13 protein-coding genes, 1 other RNA gene and 1 pseudogene are annotated in these 15,586 nt (G+C 46.0%); 5 read left to right on the forward strand and 10 right to left on the reverse strand.

The genetic code is table 11. The annotated features are described in order from the left end of the window. The first annotated feature begins 35 nt into the window (after nucleotides 1–35). Both JC793_RS06565 and JC793_RS06570 read left to right on the forward strand, forming a co-directional pair. Entirely contained in the window at nucleotides 36–2,588 is a 2,553-nt protein-coding gene (locus tag JC793_RS06565; protein ID WP_218427878.1) for a fimbria/pilus outer membrane usher protein, read from the forward strand. A gap of 57 nt (nucleotides 2,589–2,645) precedes the next feature. Then, nucleotides 2,646–3,593 (forward strand): fimbrial protein, encoded by a 948-nt coding sequence (locus JC793_RS06570; protein ID WP_218427880.1) that lies wholly within the window; start codon nucleotides 2,646–2,648, stop codon nucleotides 3,591–3,593. Nucleotides 3,594–3,652: 59 nt separating this feature from the next. Here the strand turns inward: JC793_RS06570 and JC793_RS06575 are convergent, their stop codons facing one another. Continuing rightward, a complete protein-coding gene (locus JC793_RS06575) occupies nucleotides 3,653–3,952 on the reverse strand; it encodes an RnfH family protein (RefSeq protein ID WP_218427882.1) in 300 nt (99 codons plus the stop codon). After that, nucleotides 3,945–4,379, reverse strand: coding sequence for a type II toxin-antitoxin system RatA family toxin (locus JC793_RS06580; protein WP_218427884.1), 435 nt, complete (start codon nucleotides 4,377–4,379; stop codon nucleotides 3,945–3,947). The genes JC793_RS06575 and JC793_RS06580 overlap by 8 nt, the downstream gene beginning before the upstream one ends. A 300-nt stretch (nucleotides 4,380–4,679) precedes the next feature. On the opposite strand from JC793_RS06580, the gene smpB reads away from it, so the two are divergent. The 3 genes from smpB (at nucleotide 4,680) to cbrC (ending at nucleotide 6,369) form a co-directional block, all read left to right on the forward strand. Next, nucleotides 4,680–5,162 (forward strand): SsrA-binding protein SmpB, encoded by a 483-nt coding sequence (smpB, locus tag JC793_RS06585; protein ID WP_025153347.1) that lies wholly within the window; start codon nucleotides 4,680–4,682, stop codon nucleotides 5,160–5,162. 48 nt (nucleotides 5,163–5,210) lie between these two features. Beyond that, nucleotides 5,211–5,574: a transfer-messenger RNA gene (gene ssrA, locus JC793_RS06590) on the forward strand. A gap of 207 nt (nucleotides 5,575–5,781) precedes the next feature. Continuing rightward, nucleotides 5,782–6,369: a PF03691 family colicin E2 tolerance protein CbrC gene (gene cbrC / locus JC793_RS06595; protein WP_218427886.1), complete on the forward strand. Its 588-nt coding sequence runs from the start codon at nucleotides 5,782–5,784 to the stop codon at nucleotides 6,367–6,369. A gap of 238 nt (nucleotides 6,370–6,607) precedes the next feature. Here the strand turns inward: cbrC and JC793_RS06600 are convergent, their stop codons facing one another. From JC793_RS06600 to nadK, 8 genes and pseudogenes are all read right to left on the reverse strand, one after another. Then, complete coding sequence (locus tag JC793_RS06600) at nucleotides 6,608–6,961, reverse strand: nucleotide pyrophosphohydrolase (RefSeq protein ID WP_072870711.1); 354 nt, start codon at nucleotides 6,959–6,961, stop codon at nucleotides 6,608–6,610. Continuing rightward, a complete protein-coding gene (locus tag JC793_RS06605) occupies nucleotides 6,942–7,796 on the reverse strand; it encodes an HNH endonuclease (protein ID WP_247717362.1) in 855 nt (284 codons plus the stop codon). The genes JC793_RS06600 and JC793_RS06605 overlap by 20 nt, the downstream gene beginning before the upstream one ends. Before the next feature lie 236 nt (nucleotides 7,797–8,032). Next, nucleotides 8,033–9,031: a DUF6896 domain-containing protein gene (locus JC793_RS06610; RefSeq protein WP_218427890.1), complete on the reverse strand. Its 999-nt coding sequence runs from the start codon at nucleotides 9,029–9,031 to the stop codon at nucleotides 8,033–8,035. Between the two features lie 39 nt (nucleotides 9,032–9,070). After that, nucleotides 9,071–10,465 (reverse strand): DNA translocase FtsK, encoded by a 1,395-nt coding sequence (locus JC793_RS06615; RefSeq protein ID WP_218427891.1) that lies wholly within the window; start codon nucleotides 10,463–10,465, stop codon nucleotides 9,071–9,073. 228 nt (nucleotides 10,466–10,693) lie between these two features. Beyond that, on the reverse strand, nucleotides 10,694–11,965 hold the full coding sequence (locus JC793_RS06620; RefSeq protein ID WP_166707401.1) for an MFS transporter: 1,272 nt from the start codon (nucleotides 11,963–11,965) through the stop codon (nucleotides 10,694–10,696). Nucleotides 11,966–12,383: 418 nt separating this feature from the next. Further along, nucleotides 12,384–12,770, reverse strand: a complete 387-nt coding sequence (bamE, locus tag JC793_RS06625; RefSeq protein WP_004241898.1) for an outer membrane protein assembly factor BamE — start codon at nucleotides 12,768–12,770, stop codon at nucleotides 12,384–12,386. A gap of 122 nt (nucleotides 12,771–12,892) precedes the next feature. Next, on the reverse strand, nucleotides 12,893–14,554 hold the full coding sequence (recN, locus tag JC793_RS06630; protein WP_218427892.1) for a DNA repair protein RecN: 1,662 nt from the start codon (nucleotides 14,552–14,554) through the stop codon (nucleotides 12,893–12,895). Between the two features lie 98 nt (nucleotides 14,555–14,652). After that, a pseudogene (nadK, locus tag JC793_RS06635) lies at nucleotides 14,653–15,543 on the reverse strand (NAD(+) kinase); the annotation flags it as partial. Between the last annotated feature and the right edge of the window lie 43 nt (nucleotides 15,544–15,586).

Consider the following 15,586-nt stretch of genomic DNA (forward strand, 5'->3'; position numbering starts at 1 on the left):
CTTTTCATGATAGGGATTTTCATGGAGATATTATTATGAAATCATCAGAAAGAACATTGTGTTACAGTTCAATTCTGATAGCTGCATTATCAGGTATCAGCACGGCAGGTGCTGATGACTATTTTGATCCTGATTTTCTTACCAGCCCGTCTGGTAAAGCGCTTAATATCGATTTAACCGCATTTGAAAAATCATCTTTTATACCCGGGACTTACCGGGTTGATATCTATCTGAATGATAAGTATGTCAATACACAGGAAATTTTGTTCTACACGGACAAAAATACCCATAAATTGCGGCCTTGCTTTACAGATACAGAGTTAGCGGACTACGGTATAAAACCGGAATATTATTCATTATTAGATAAATCCGGGAATTGCGTCAATTTAAGCGGAATTCAGGGGGCTGATGCTGAATTTAAAGGGAATCAGAACCGGTTATATCTCAGTATGCCGCAGGTGACGTTTGATCAGAAAGCGCTGGATGCGCGGCAGGAGTTACTGTGGGATGACGGTATTCCTTCTGTTTTTACTGATTATAGTTTTTCAGGCCTGCATCTTGTTGACAGCAAAAATAATCATACCGACGATTCCTTTTATCTGAATCTGCGTTCCGGTGTGAATCTCGGCAGCTGGCGTTACCGTAACAACAGTACCTGGAACAGAAGTTCGGATGGTCAGCAAAAATGGGAAAGTCAGCTGAATTATATTGAACGTCCTCTGCGGTCAATTAAAAGTAACTTTTTAGTTGGCGATAATTTTTCTGATTCTGATATTTTTGATAACGTCGCATTTCGCGGAATAAAACTATGGTCAGATGATCAGATGTATCCGCAATATGCCAGTTTATATGCTCCTGTTATCAGTGGCGTGGCCACAACAGACTCCACTATTGAGATATATCAGAACGGTTATGTTATTTACCGGACTAATGTCCCCGCCGGGCCTTATGAATTAACCGATGTTATTCCGCTGAACAGCGGGGAAAATTTATACGTTGTCCGTAAAGGCATTGATGGCAGTGAGTTCCGTTCTGTTGTTCCTTTTTCATCTCTTAATTTCATGCAGCGCAAGGATCGCTATAAATACAGTATTACAGCTGGTCAATACAGAATGAATGATTACGGATCTTCAGAGAATACCGGTAATAAAACAAAATTTGTTCAGGCAGATACATTTTACGGATTAACCGGTAATACCACTATCTTCGGTGGTGTTCAGGTTGCATCCCGCTATCAGGCCTATGACGCCGGTATCGGTATCAATATTCCGGTTGTTGGTGCGATAGCAACGGATATTATGTTCACCCGGGCGCAACCGGATTCTTTTAATGATATGAATGGCAGGGCATTTCGTCTCCGCTACTCCAAGTCACTGGAAGAGACGGGTACGAGTATCAGCTTTGCCGGGTATCGCTATATGAGTGGTGATTATCTCACCATGACCGATATGTTTGATTATTACAGCGGACGGGCGGATACATCGGCTTATCTGATGCGTAAAGGTCAGCTTGATTTATCAATGACCCAGAGTTTACCGGATGGACTGGGGATATTAAATGCGTCGGTATCCCGTCAGATGTACAACACCTATTATAATAATGAAGAAAAAAGTACTGAATCCTATAATATCGGCTATAGCAATGTATTTTACGGGGCAACGATGAGTGTCAACTATGCTTATTATAAAAATTCACTCAACCGGAAAAATAATTCATCTGAACTTTTTGATACAGACCGTAATAATGACCATGTTATTTCCCTGAATATCAGTATTCCCTTACAGGGTCGCTTTAAAGACCAGTGGGTAACCTACGGGGCCTCTTATAATAAGGACGGTAACTTTGATAATTACGCCGGGGTCGGCGGCCTCCTTCTGGATGAAAAAAATCTCACGTGGAACGTTCAGCAGGGATATGGCAACAAGGGAAATGGCTACTACGGTAGCGCATACGGTAAATATAAAGGGCAGTACGGCGATGTGAATGCCGGGTATTCTTATAAGAAAGATAACCACCAGCTTTCTTATGGTCTGAACGGTTCCCTGGTTGCCAGCGGTTACGGCGTTACACTGGCACGACCGCTCGGTAATACTAACGGACTGATATACACGCCGGGCGCTGAAGGTATCCATATTCTTAATAGTCCCGGTGTGGCAACGGATGGTTCCGGCCTGGCTATCGTGTCTAATCTTATTCCTTACCGTAATAACAGTGTCCGGATTAATGACCTGACGCTTCCGGAAAATGCGGAAATTGGCGCCACGATAAAAGAAATATACCCGACCCGCGGTGCCATTGTGTTAATTGATTACGCCACAACGATCGGAACAAAAATTCTGGTTACACTGCGCGGAAAAGATGGCCAGCTGATCCCGTTTGGTGCGTATGCGGAAACCGGCGGTGACGGTGAACAGGAACGTGTGTATGTCAGTAATCACGGGCGGCTTTATCTCACCGGGGCAAAAGATAAAGATACTGTCAGGATCACCTGGGGAGACGAAAATCAATATCAGTGCAGTTTTTCTTACGACATTGACGGAAAACGGAAAGTAAACGGATTTTATCTTTTCGATGCAGCTTGTCACTGACCGGCATATTACCCTATCGGCGGAGGCAGCCGGTAATTAGCATTTAGTGGGGTTATCATGATACTGAAGAGTCAAAATAAATGGCTGATGCTGACATTACTCATGTTTTCAATACCGGCGGCAGCAGCGGATTGCGGTAAAAGTACAGCAGTGCTGAAAACAGCAGAATCACATCTTCTGGCACGTGTTGAGGGTAAAATCAGCGCCGGTACGTTGATGGCGACGGATATATTACAGGTTGATGATATTTCCGCCTGTAGTAACAGTGTGTATGAGGAGTTATTACTGGTAGCGACGCAGCGGAACAGTGATGCATCCCCTGATTTTTTCAGGATGATAAACGGGGCGCCTGCCTATTACCTTAACAAGGATTATGCTTATTCTGTCCGTCTGGACGGCGTACAGCCTTCTTCATCAAAGGGTATTCCGTTCTCTGCGGAAAACCGGAATGGCGTGATGTACATTCCCCGTGTCACTATTTCCGTTTATGCGGCAAAAGATAATCCGGAGCCGCTGAGATTATCCTCATCACAGGTCGGGTTGATAAAGAATGACCGGTACGAAACAGTCGCAAGGCTTAAATTATCAGCCAATATTGATACTGTTGAAACCTGTACCATTGATGTCCCTCAGATAGTTTATAATTTCGGTAATCTGGAGCTTGCTGATTTTCCTGAAGAAACAGGCAAAACAACAATTCACGCCACGAATGTGCTTTCAGTCAGCTGCACGAATGCTCAAACCACCAAAAGCGTTTCGATCACACTGAGCGGGGCAACCCGTTTCGCGCATGCAGATAAAGCGGTTATCGCCTCAACGAATCCGTCTATCGGGTTTGTGCTTTATCATGATAATGAACAGATTACCGCGAAGAATAAGACGTATATCGGCGATATGCAAAAACAGTTAAGTGCGTCTGTAACCGCCTACATTTATAAACTGAAAAGTCAGGTTGAACCGGGAGCGTTCTCGGGAACAGCGGAATATATTATCCGCTTTGACTGATATAGTGGCAGCGGGTATTTGTATTGCCTCCCGGCGTGATTTACCCGGGAGGTATGCAATCAGCCTTCTTTCTTTTTGCGGCTGGCGTCTTCTGCCCGTTTGCGGCGCATTTCTTTCGGGTCAGCGATCAGCGGACGGTATATTTCCACGCGATCACCATCACTGACAATATCGGTCAGTTTCGCCGGGCGGCTGAAAATCCCGACTTTATTCTTTGTTAAATCCACATCATCCCGTAACGACAAAATACCGGAGGCAAGAATAACGGCCTCCACGGTGGCACCTTCACGTATTTTTACCGGGATCAGAAACTGTTTATCCGGCAGGGCATAACAGACTTCAGCGGAAATATCAGACACGGTAAACCTCTTTTGCCCGTTTGGTAAATGCCATCACCATATTACCGGCCAGCTCTTTAAATATACGGCCGAAAGCCAGTTCAACCAGCTTATTGGTGAATTCAAAATCCAGATTCAGCTCAACTTTGCACGCATCCCGGCTCAGCGGAATAAACGACCAGCCGCCCATCAGTTTACGGAACGGACCTTCCACTAACTGCATACGGATATGCTCATTACTGGTCAGCTGATTACGGGTCACAAAGGTTTTACTGATACCGGCTTTGGACACATCCACGGACGCGGTCATTTCATCCTGATCGAGGCTGATAATACGGCTTCCCACGCAACCGGGTAAAAACTCCGGATACGCACGGACATCATTCACAAGGTTGTACATCTGTTCCACACTGAACGGAACCAGTGCGGAGCGGCTAATTTGCGGCATAACATATCCTGCGGTCAAAAATCACGAAACGGCGGAAATTATCGCCGCCTGTCAAATCCTATTATACTGTGCTCCGGCGCGGAGATAAATGCACAATACGGCGTGTGCTGATGACAGAATGTATCTTAATGACAACAAAGATGTTTGTCACAAAAAGCACTTGCCAAATCCCGCTGACATGTTAAAAACAGCGTACAGGGACAGAAAACCCGTAACGGCGCTTAAAATATCAGCATTTACTGTGCGACGGATAAATAAGCAATTTATTTCGGGTGTGCATAACGTATAATAGTGAACATTATGACAAAGAAAAAAGCTCACAAACCAGGCTCTGCCACCATCGCGCTGAACAAACGCGCCCGCCACGACTACTTTATCGAAGAAGAGATAGAGGCCGGTCTGGCGCTGCAGGGCTGGGAAGTCAAATCATTACGCGCAGGTAAAGCCAACCTGGGGGACAGCTACGTCATCCTCCGTGACGGCGAAGCTTTCCTGTTTGGTGCCAACTTCACACCGCTCAGCGTGGCATCATCCCACGTTGTTTGCGACCCGACCCGGACACGCAAATTGCTGCTCAACCAGCGTGAACTGGACAGTCTGTACGGCAAAATCAACCGTGACGGACACACCGTGGTCGCACTGTCGCTGTACTGGAAAAACGCCTGGTGTAAAGTCAAAATCGGCATTGCCAAAGGTAAGAAAGAACACGACAAACGCGATGACATCCGCGAACGTGAGTGGAAATTAGACAAAGCAAGAATTATGAAGCACGCAGGGCGTTAAGTACTGGTATTCCGTACTGATTTTCTGATATACTGTGCTTCACAACTTGGGGCTGATTCTGGATTCGACGGGATTTGCGAAACCCAAGGTGCATGCCGTGGGGCGGTTGGCCACGATAAAAGCCGCAAAAAAATAGTCGCAAACGACGAAAACTACGCTTTAGCAGCTTAATAACCTGCTCAGAGCCCTCTCTCCCTAGCCTCCGCTCTTAGGACGGGGATCAAGAGAGGTCAAACCCAAAAGAGATCGTGTGGACTTCCTGCCCGGGGAGAAAGCATTAAAACGAATCGGGCTAGTTTGTTAGTGGCGTGTCTGTCCGCAGCTGGCAAGCGAATGTAAAGACCAGACTAAGCATGTAGTACCGAAGGTGTAGAAATTTCGGACGCGGGTTCAACTCCCGCCAGCTCCACCAAATAAAACAAGGGGTTACGCGAAAGCGTAGCCCCTTTGTCTTTTCTGATGTCCACTTATCGTCCACTGCATATTATTTGGTCACTTTATTCTTTAGCTTGCTGTGTTGGTTCTGATCAGGGCTGTTTCAGATAAGGGGAAGTGGACAATGGCGGATGGCCTCCGGAATGATTACAATGGTTTCATTTCCTTCTGAACAGGATTCCCCATGACACCAAATAACCGAAAATTACCTGTTTTTAAATATCATCCCGACCCACTTGGAACCGGTGCTTTTTCAGCAGATAAGGCAGTCAAGTGTGATTGCTGTCAGCAAGCTACTGATATTTTTTATGAAAGCCCGTTTTATTCTGTCGCTGATATCGATGCTTTGTGCCCGTGGTGTATTGCGGATGGTTCTGCCAGCCTGAAATTTGAGGGTGAGTTCCAGGATAGTGCCAGCGTGGAAGGAATGGACTGTGAATATGATGGCGATGGTGAATTTTCACATACCATCAACCCGTATCCGGATGAAATGCTGGATGAATTGGTTAAGCGTACACCCGGTTACCGCGGATGGCAGCAGGAAGTGTGGTTGGCACACTGTAATGAACCCTGCGAATTTATCGGGTATGTTTGCTGGGATGATATAAAAGACCGGCTGGATGAATTTGTTTCTCTGGAAGATGATATTCAGGAATATGGTTTTTCTGTTGAGGAGCTATCCGGCCTGTTACATAAGGATAGCGATGCTCAGGGATATTTATTCCGCTGTTTGCATTGTAAAAAATTACGCCTGCATTTTGATTTTAGTTAAAGGCTGCAGAGCGGAGCAATTCAGCTCCGCTTCCAATTAAAAAACGCCGTGAATGAAGTGACTCCCGATAGCCGGATAACCGGTTATCGGGGGGGGGTTGTGTCAAAATACAGATGTACTTTAAAAATTATCATCGCTAAGCGATTTTTGTCAGGAGAATCGTCCCCGGCACTTTCAGCAGAATATTCAATACCAGCCAGCACCTCAGTTGCGTTATACAGAAGCCCGGTTTCAGGTGCTAAAGTTTAGTGTACTTCTTTGCAGAACCAAAACAGGCTTCAACAGGGTATTTTTTATCGTTAGCGTCGAGTTTTTTATATGCAGCTTCGAGGATGTTGATATTTAACTTATCTGAAAGTTGCAGGAGGTATAACAAAACATCAGCTACTTCTTGTTCGGTCTCTGTTAACTGTTCAGAGTTGAGATTCTTACTCTCTTCCTCAGTCAGCCACTGGAATATTTCGAGTAATTCGCTGGCTTCAACAGATAAAGCTATTGAAAGATTCTTTGGTGAATGGAATTGATCCCAGTTTCTGGCTCCTGCAAAGTCAGCCAGTCTCTTTTGCAGGTCTTCAAGACTTTTGATTTTCATAAATTGCCTTCAGATCATCAAGTGTCAGCCACGGGCGTTTTCTGTGAAGCATCCGATGGCAATTCGGACAGACAATTGCCAGATCACAAAGATCTGTTTCTTCGTTTTTGTCCCGAAGAGCCAGGGGGCTTTTGTGATGACATTCAGCAAAACCGTGGCCGAGTATTCCGTATGTTTCTTCAAAATCCATTGAGCAGATTTCACACTCAAGTTTACCTGTTTCCTTAAGTACCTGTTCTTTCTTCTGCTTAATGATTTTGGGATCTCTTTCCCGGGACTGGTGTAACCTCATGATGGGCTTACCTTCATAACCGGAGACGACAGCAGGTGACGTTTCATCAGCTTGCTCATCCACATCACGGTTAATGTCTGCCAATAGTGTTATCGTGTCAGCCTGAGTAACCGAACCCTGTGTACAGGCAGAATAACGTACAGCTTCAACGAATGCTTCATTGAAAAACTCTGTACCAAAGTAGATATCTTCACCATAATCCTGAATAATTTTGAAGTCGAAGCGATGCGGATAAATCTCATCGTCAGGCCAAACTTTCGTAAAAGCAGTATAATAGGCTCTTGTTACCTGACCAATTATAATTTTTTTCACCAATCCGCGGAAATTTTGCAGCTGTTCTTTACCCACACGGGAGAAGCCTGAAGGGGCGGCTCCCTCTGCTTTTAGCCAGGAAATAGAGTAGACAAAGGCAACCAGATCATCTTTTTTTATATTCTGAACAGTACCTTTCTTTGCCTCCTTTACTCCCCAAACACCTTGATTCATACCAATCGGAAAATTAATTTTCGAATGAGGCTTATCTGATATATATACTGTCCACATCACGTTATAACCTTACGATACCATAATTTTTATTTATCTTATCTCTATCTGGCTTTAGAAGATACACCAAAAATGGTATCTGACAGGCACTTAGTAAAACAGCGATCACTGAACAGTCATTTATTGCCGGAGAAAAAATACTATAATGCGTGTACATATAATGAAATTTGGATTCAAACGAAAGGGGAATATGGTTTTAAGGTAAAGTAAATAGTGTAATTCATTGGTATAAGCCGTCAATATTCAGAGGTGTTTTTTTTACGGCGTATTGCTTTTTTCTTTATCAAATCGCTCTCACCTTTTCGCCCATTAAATACATAATGTACTTCACAACAGACTCTGTACTGAGAGAAAAACTTTGTAAGCAGAAAATGTAACTCACATGCCCATGAAAGACGTTCAACTTCCGGATCAAAAAAATGGTAAGCAAATTTAGTATCTTCCCTGAGATGAAAAATATTATTTCTGAATATACGAAGTGGATCCGAGTTTTCTTTCATCAACTTTCCGATGCTATCCGAAATTGGTAATAAGTCTTTAAAGCTGGCAGGGCGATCTTTATCAAGTAAGACTCGTATATTTAATTTTCGAAATCCCTCGCAGACCACACCTAAAAAACCTAACCATGCAGAAAGATAAATTCTTGTATCAGATTTTTCCCGCTGGCTCAGATGGCCATTTTTTTTCATTTTCTGATTGAGTTTATTGTAATTTTTAAACATGAGTTCAGCTGTTTCGAAGTAATGAACCTGAAGTGTGAGTATGCGATCGTGATTACGGCATGGAAGCATATCCCCCGGCTCTCTGCAGTCTATGTCTGTAGCGTAGGTATATGGAACGTTAGCAATATAGCAAAGATCATGATCCGGGCAAATCAGTTCTCCGTCACTTAACGCTTTGTTCAGATGCTCAGTAACGTCATCATAATTTCTGAAACCGTAAGCTGTTATATTTTTTCCTGCAAAGCAGGTTAACCACCAGGAATTAAAACCGCCTGCTTCTCCCCGCTCCCCAAAATCAAAATCTATATACCCTGAATTTAGTTTTACGAGGCATCCGGCGCCATGTTTATAATATTTAATGCCACCATCTAATTCACCAGAATCGGGTATACTATATTGAATCCATTCACAGCGACTTGACGGCATTTTAATGCCTGACCGATACATGAGCTTTAAAGCAGCCCGGACATTATTTTGAAACTCAGCAATCAAGCGATAAAGATTTTTATTCATATCACAAGCTCACATTATCCTGTTTGAAAAATGATATAATCACAAAATCCCCGGAACTAAAACCTCCCGCCTTCCGTCTGAAAATGGTTCGCTGATGATTCCCGACTCTTCCATTTCCTCAACAATTTTGGCTGCGCGATTGTAACCAATGCGGAATTCCCGCTGAATGGCAGATATCGAAACCTGTTGTTTTTTTGCGACAAACTGAACAGCCAGGTCAAACAGAGGATCCAAATCACAGGTGTCCTGTACAACTGTTTTTCCGGTATTAATATAACTGACATTCCCCCATTTTTTGCAGTAATCAACGGCATTATGTATATCACTATCGCTGATATGCGCTCCCTGAATGCGCTGAGGCTCTGCAGAGTCAGCGGTGATAAGCAACATATCACCATTTCCGGATAATATTTCAGTGCCATGTTGCCCGATAATAAAATGAGAGTCCGCTTTGGAAGTCACCGTCATTGCAATGCGGGCAGGGATATAAAATTTAAGTTGCTGGTTTATTTTTGTCGGCAGCGGACTGCGTGTTGTGAGCAATAAATGAATACCGGTCATTGCTCCCTGTTGCAGCAGAGGCAATATTAAATCTTCAATATTACGGTGATCATTAATCAGCTGAACGGCATTTTCGATACAAATCACAATGGCGGGTTTATGGCCCAAACAGGGATGTTCAGTCATATAGTCTTCCGGCTTCGAAAATGGATCCGGAATGGGTCTTCCGAATGATTCTGCCAGGGCAATTTTTTCATTATAACGCCGGAGGTCGGGAGCATTTATTGCGGAAAAGAGTTTGCGTCGTATTTCGGCTTCTGTGGTCAGAAAATGCAGAGCTTCGGTTATTTTAGTGCTGTCAGACAGAACAGGAAAAAGTAAATGTGGCGTATCACGGTAAAGACTGAGTTCAGGGTGGTGAGCATCACAGAGTACCAGCCGGACATTCGCAGGAGATGTCCGGTACAACAGGCTCAGTATCAGGGAATGCATCAGCATGGATTTGCCCGAACCGGTTGTTCCGGCGATCAACAGGTGCGGTAATTGTGTTAAATCCAGACTGACAGGCTCTCCGGTTATATTTTCTCCCGCCATCACCGAAAGTTGCGGCAGCGATATATTTTCTGTCCATTTATTGAAACAGTGGCTGAAGGAGATGATTTTCCGGAACTTATTTTTTACAAGCAATCCTATATACGGTGTTCCGGGGATAAAATCAATCAACCGGATTTCGGTTACATTCAGAGAGCGGCATAATTCAGGAATGAGGGCGGAAATTTGTGAACTGCGTATCCCGGGGGAAGGTGCAAGCCGAAAGAGTGTAAACATCGATCCTTCTGAATAATTCACCACTGCCGATTTAAGACGATATTTTAATAAGCAGGATGCGATTAGCGCTGCGGTATTTTCTGCAACAGCCGGTAATTGTGTCACCGTTTATCCTTAATCAGAGAGAATATTCACTTACAGTGATGGTTCCATTCTTTTTGGGGAAAGGCAAGACACTATATCTGAGAGAATAATTAAGGTGAAAAGTGGTACTACAGGGGATGGGTATATCGTTACATTTCAGAATTTGACGGTAAAACGATATACAGAGATATAAAAAAACGGGGAACTTTCCCCGTTTTTTATTGCTGCGCTTCGTATCAGATATAGCTGTCAGACATAAAACTTCATGGATTTTCTGCCGAGGCAAAAACTGATAAACAGTCCGAGGGCGCAGAGGAACAGAATATAATAAGCGATAAACATCGGGTTAACGTGTTCGGCGATAACCGGTACGGTAAATGTGGTCAGTCCGGCGAACAGGGCGTTACCGATGTTATAGGAGAACCCGATGCCGCTTAAGCGGATATTGGCCGGGAACAACTTGATAATAATAATCGGCACGCAGGCAACCAGTCCTAAGAACAGGGCGGCGAGGGAATATAAGAAACCGATAGTGGTGTGGTCACCACTGCTCAGGGAATTAAAGAAGGCGTAGCTGGTGGCAGCGAGCAGGATACTGTATATCACCACGGTTTTGCGGATGCCGAGTTTGTCGGACACAATCCCTGCGATAATACTGCCGACCATGTTCATCACGGTGGCGAGGATCGCGATTTTACTGACAAATTCCGGGTCGATTTTAAAGATATCGGATTTCATCAGGTTCGGCGCCAGAACGACCAGAACCACACCGGTGGTCAGCAGCCACGTGGCAAGAATGGAGATCATGGTTGCGGGTTTATAGCTTTTCAGCACCTCTTTGATTGGCATATCAATCAGTTCTTTACGCTTTTTCATTTCCAGAAATACCGGCGTTTCGCGCAGGTAGCGGCGTAAATACACGGCAATCAGACCTAAAACACCACCGCAGATAAACGGATAACGCCATGCAAAACTTAAGATCTGATCATGGCTGAAGTTGGTGTAAATCAGGTAGGCCGCGAAGTGGCCTATCACCACACCGAATGTCAGGCCGCTGGCAATCATACTGTTTGCCAGGCCGAGACGGTTTTGCGGGACATGTTCGGTGACAAAGACGTGGGCGCTGGGAACTTCCCCGCCTAATGCGATCCCCTGTAACAGACGCATAATCAGCAGTAATACCGGTGCGGCATAGCCAATCTGCTCATAGGTCGGCAGAAGGCCGATCAGCAGAGTCGGGATAGCCATCAGGAACAGGGAGAGCATAAACATTTTCTTGCGGCCGATCAGGTCGCCGAAGTGAGCCATTACCACGCCGCTGAGCGGGCGGACAAAATAAGCGACCGCGTAGGTCAGATAGGTCATGATGCTCGAAAGCAGCGGTGAGTCACTCGGAAAGAAAAGTGTCTGCAAAAAGGGAGCGAAGGTGAGAAATACGATAAAGTCGTAAAATTCCAGCGCACCACCCAAAGACGCAAGAGTCAGCGTTTTTCCGTCCTGTAGCTTTAAGCGATTAGACATGCCATTAACCTTACTTATTAAACATGCGTGAAAATGAAATAATCGTGAATACTAGCACGATACTATCGGTCAGTGAGATATTTCTGAAAAGTTAATTATACTAATGATTTATATCCATTTTTTTAATGTGGCTATACTGAATGACACGCTATTTGCCGCTAATTTACGGAAATATAAGCAAAGTAATGTTTGAGTATCATTATAAATATCAGGGCCGGATACGGATAATTGCGGAGAGTGATAAATCATGGTTATGAATAATTATTCGTTATAAATTCAATGAATGGATTATGTGCCGCAGGGGACGATACAACAGTAAACCGGGATAGCTGAAATAAACAAAACCCGCAGATCCACGATGTGTCCCGGCGGGTTTTTTGTTACTTACCACACGTTGTTTCAGCGTGACTGCTGACAATCAGTCAGTGACAGTCTCGCTGGCGATTTCACTTGCTGTTTCGTCACCGCCGTCCGGTTTGTAATTGGTGTTCGTGATTTGGCTCAGTGTGCCGGCGGAGTCAAAGACCAGCGTCAGTGTTTCCTGTTTAACCGGCTCATGGCCAGGTTCACGGCGGAAGACATAGTACCAGGTCTGTGTTCCGAACGGGTCACGCAACATCGGGGTACCGAGTGTGTAGGCGACTTGCTGTTGGGTCATCCCTTTCTGGATCTTCGCCACGTCTGCCGGTGTCAGGTAGTTACCCTGGTTGATATCCGGGCGGTAAACAACACGCTCCAGGGTGGAACATCCGGCAGTTAACAGCAACAAAGATGTCGTTGCGGCAATCAGCAATTTACAACGCATGGTGATTTCATTCCTTTAGGATTCTTTGTGACGATGATAATCGACAATAATCAAATTGAAAACCTTTACATTTTTCTATGACCGCAGGATCGCATAAAAGTTAGATGAAATCAGCTTGTTTGTCATGCTGCCAGCAATTCTTTTGCGCTGGCGAGGGTATTTTTGGTGACTGAAGTACCGGCAAGTAACCGGGCCAGTTCCTGTACCCGCGCTTTTTTATCCAGCAGTTGCATGGCGGTTTCGGTTTCCGTGCCGTTGGTGTGTTTGCTGACAAAATAGTGCTGATGTCCGCAGCCCGCAACCTGTGGCAGGTGAGTCACACACATAACCTGAGTGGATTCACCCAGTTCACGCAGCAGTTTTCCTACGATGGCGGCAGTCGGGCCGCTGATCCCCACGTCTACTTCATCGAAAATCAGCGCCGGTGTATCGGTTTTTTTCGCGGTGATCACCTGAATTGCCAGTGCAATACGGGATAATTCCCCGCCGGAGGCCACTTTCGCCAGTGCCTGATGAGGCTGTCCCGGGTTGGTGGTGACATTAAATTCAACTTTGCTGGCACCGTCCATACTCAGCTGTTCCGGGGTAAAAATGACATCTGCGGTAAAACGGCCGTGCGGCATAGATAAATGGTGCATGCTCTGTGTGATAAGTTCACTCAGTTCTGCGGCATAGTGTTCCCTGACCATGTGCAGTTGCTGTGCGATCGTCAGTGCCTGCTGATAATATTGTTCCGCTTCGCGGCTCAGTTCTTCACTGTGCTGTTCACTTTCCTGCTGCATTTGCTGCTCTTCCTGCAACTGAGCATACAGGACATATAACTCTTCCGGTGTGGTGTGATGTTTGCGGCTGAGACTGATGTAACGGGAGATGCGTTGTTCCAGTTCATAGAGCCGGTTCGGATCCAGATCCACACGGTTACTGTAGTGACGCAGTTCATTACTGGCTTCGTCGACCTGAATAGCGGCGTCTTCCAGCATGGTCAGTAACGGAGACAGGCTTTCATCCAGTGAAATCAGTTCGCTGAGTTCATGGCGGGCATGATTGAGCATACTGATAATGTTGTTCTCATCATTTTCACTGAGAATGTTTAATGTGCTCTGGCTCAGGCTCAGAAACTGACCTGAGTTTGCAAGGCGCTTATATTCAGTATCAATTTCCGGATACTCTCCTTCACGGGGTTCAAATTCACCGAGTTCTTTCAGATGGTATTCAACCAGCTGCTGACGGGCTTCCCGTTCCAGCGCCTGTTGCTGACAGAGCGCCAGTGCCTGGCAGGCATTGTGCCACTGCTGCCAGGCTTTTTTCATTTCACCGAGCAGTAAGCCCTGATTGGCATAGGTATCCAGCAGAATTTTCTGGTGGCTGTTGTCCAGCAGATGCTGATGGGCATGCTGCCCGTGGATCTGGATCAGCCGTGTGCCGAGTTCACGCAGTTGCGACAGCGGTACGGCAGTACCGTTGATAAAGCCCCGTGAGCGTCCGTCGTTGTTGATGGTGCGGCGTAACAGGCACTCCTGATTATCGTCCAGCTGATGCTCTTCCAGCCAGAGGCGGGCAGCCGGAGTATCTTTCAGGGAGAAGCGGGCGCAGATATCAGCGCGGCTGGCGCCGGGGCGCACCATATTGGCATCGGCACGGTTACCGAGACATAAGCCCAGTGCATCAATCGCAATGGATTTACCGGCACCGGTTTCGCCGGTAATAGCAGACATACCGGCGCGGAAGTCGATTTCTAACTCGCGGACAATGGCAAACTGACTGATGGTGAGCTGGGTTAACATGCCGCCTCTCCTGTGGATATACACATACCTGTTTTTACATACAGTATAATCAGGATTTGCATCCGGTAAAGAGGCGGAATGAAAAAAATCAGAACATTTTTTTTAGACCAGCCGAGTTTTGTGCTTAACGTATTGAAATAGTTATAGTCAACCGGGTGTATGAGATCGAGCGTTTTACTGCTGCGTTTGATCCTGACCACATCCCCTTCCTGTATCGGCAAGGCTATCTGGCTGTCACAGCTGACCTCATAATCAATATTGGTCTGCGGGAATTTCAGGGTAATGGTACTGTGGCTGCTGATCACCAGCGGCCGTGAGGAGAGGGTGTGCGGGAACATCGGCACAAGGGCGATAGCATCCAGATTCGGCGTCAGAATCGGTCCGCCTGCGGAAAGTGAGTAGGCGGTGGAGCCGGTCGGTGTGGAGATAATCAGGCCGTCGGAACGCTGGGAGAATGCAAAGCGCTCATCAATATAGACTTCAAAATCTATCATATGGGCGACTTTTCCCGGGTGCAGTACCACTTCGTTGAGCGCGGTGCTGCGGCGCAGTTTGCCGTTGGGGCTGAGCACTCCGGCATCCAGCAGAAACCGTTTTTCGACGTGATATTCCCCGGTGAGCACGCGATCAAGCTGCTGAAGCGCATTGTCCGGTGCGAGATCAGTCAGGAAACCGAGATTACCCCGGTTCACGCCTATCACATCCGCACCATAGCGGGAGAGGACACGGGCGGCCCCCAGCATATTGCCGTCGCCGCCGATTACAATGACCAGGTCGGCCTGCTGCCCGATATCCGGCAGAGTGCCGGTGACCGCATCGGTCAGCCGCATTTCAGCGGCAACATCACTTTCCACAATTACGCGCAGGCCTTTCTTCAGCAGCCAGTGATAAAGTTGTTCGTGTGTTGCCAGCGCTTCAGGATGGCGCGGATGGCCGACAATTCCGATACAGCGGAACGATTTATTTTTTACGGTATTGTCCGTCAGCATGTGCGTTTTAGCCTCACTTAATCGCCAATCCCTTGAATCTCTG

Origin of the sequence: Morganella morganii (assembly GCF_019242955.1) — a bacterium.
GTDB lineage: Bacteria > Pseudomonadota > Gammaproteobacteria > Enterobacterales > Enterobacteriaceae > Morganella > Morganella sibonii.

Bases quoted from the DNA above. Each gene is read 5' to 3' on its own strand.
- JC793_RS06565 (WP_218427878.1), top strand. From the start codon at position 36: ATGAAATCATCAGAAAGAACATTGTGTTACAGTTCAATTCTGATAGCT.
- JC793_RS06570 (WP_218427880.1), top strand. From the start codon at position 2,646: ATGATACTGAAGAGTCAAAATAAATGGCTGATGCTGACATTACTCATG.
- JC793_RS06580 (WP_218427884.1), bottom strand. From the start codon at position 4,379: ATGCCGCAAATTAGCCGCTCCGCACTGGTTCCGTTCAGTGTGGAACAG.
- smpB (WP_025153347.1), top strand. From the start codon at position 4,680: ATGACAAAGAAAAAAGCTCACAAACCAGGCTCTGCCACCATCGCGCTG.
- cbrC (WP_218427886.1), top strand. From the start codon at position 5,782: ATGACACCAAATAACCGAAAATTACCTGTTTTTAAATATCATCCCGAC.
- JC793_RS06600 (WP_072870711.1), bottom strand. From the start codon at position 6,961: ATGAAAATCAAAAGTCTTGAAGACCTGCAAAAGAGACTGGCTGACTTT.
- JC793_RS06605 (WP_247717362.1), bottom strand. From the start codon at position 7,796: ATGTGGACAGTATATATATCAGATAAGCCTCATTCGAAAATTAATTTT.
- JC793_RS06610 (WP_218427890.1), bottom strand. From the start codon at position 9,031: ATGAATAAAAATCTTTATCGCTTGATTGCTGAGTTTCAAAATAATGTC.
- JC793_RS06620 (WP_166707401.1), bottom strand. From the start codon at position 11,965: ATGTCTAATCGCTTAAAGCTACAGGACGGAAAAACGCTGACTCTTGCG.
- bamE (WP_004241898.1), bottom strand. From the start codon at position 12,770: ATGCGTTGTAAATTGCTGATTGCCGCAACGACATCTTTGTTGCTGTTA.
- recN (WP_218427892.1), bottom strand. From the start codon at position 14,554: ATGTTAACCCAGCTCACCATCAGTCAGTTTGCCATTGTCCGCGAGTTA.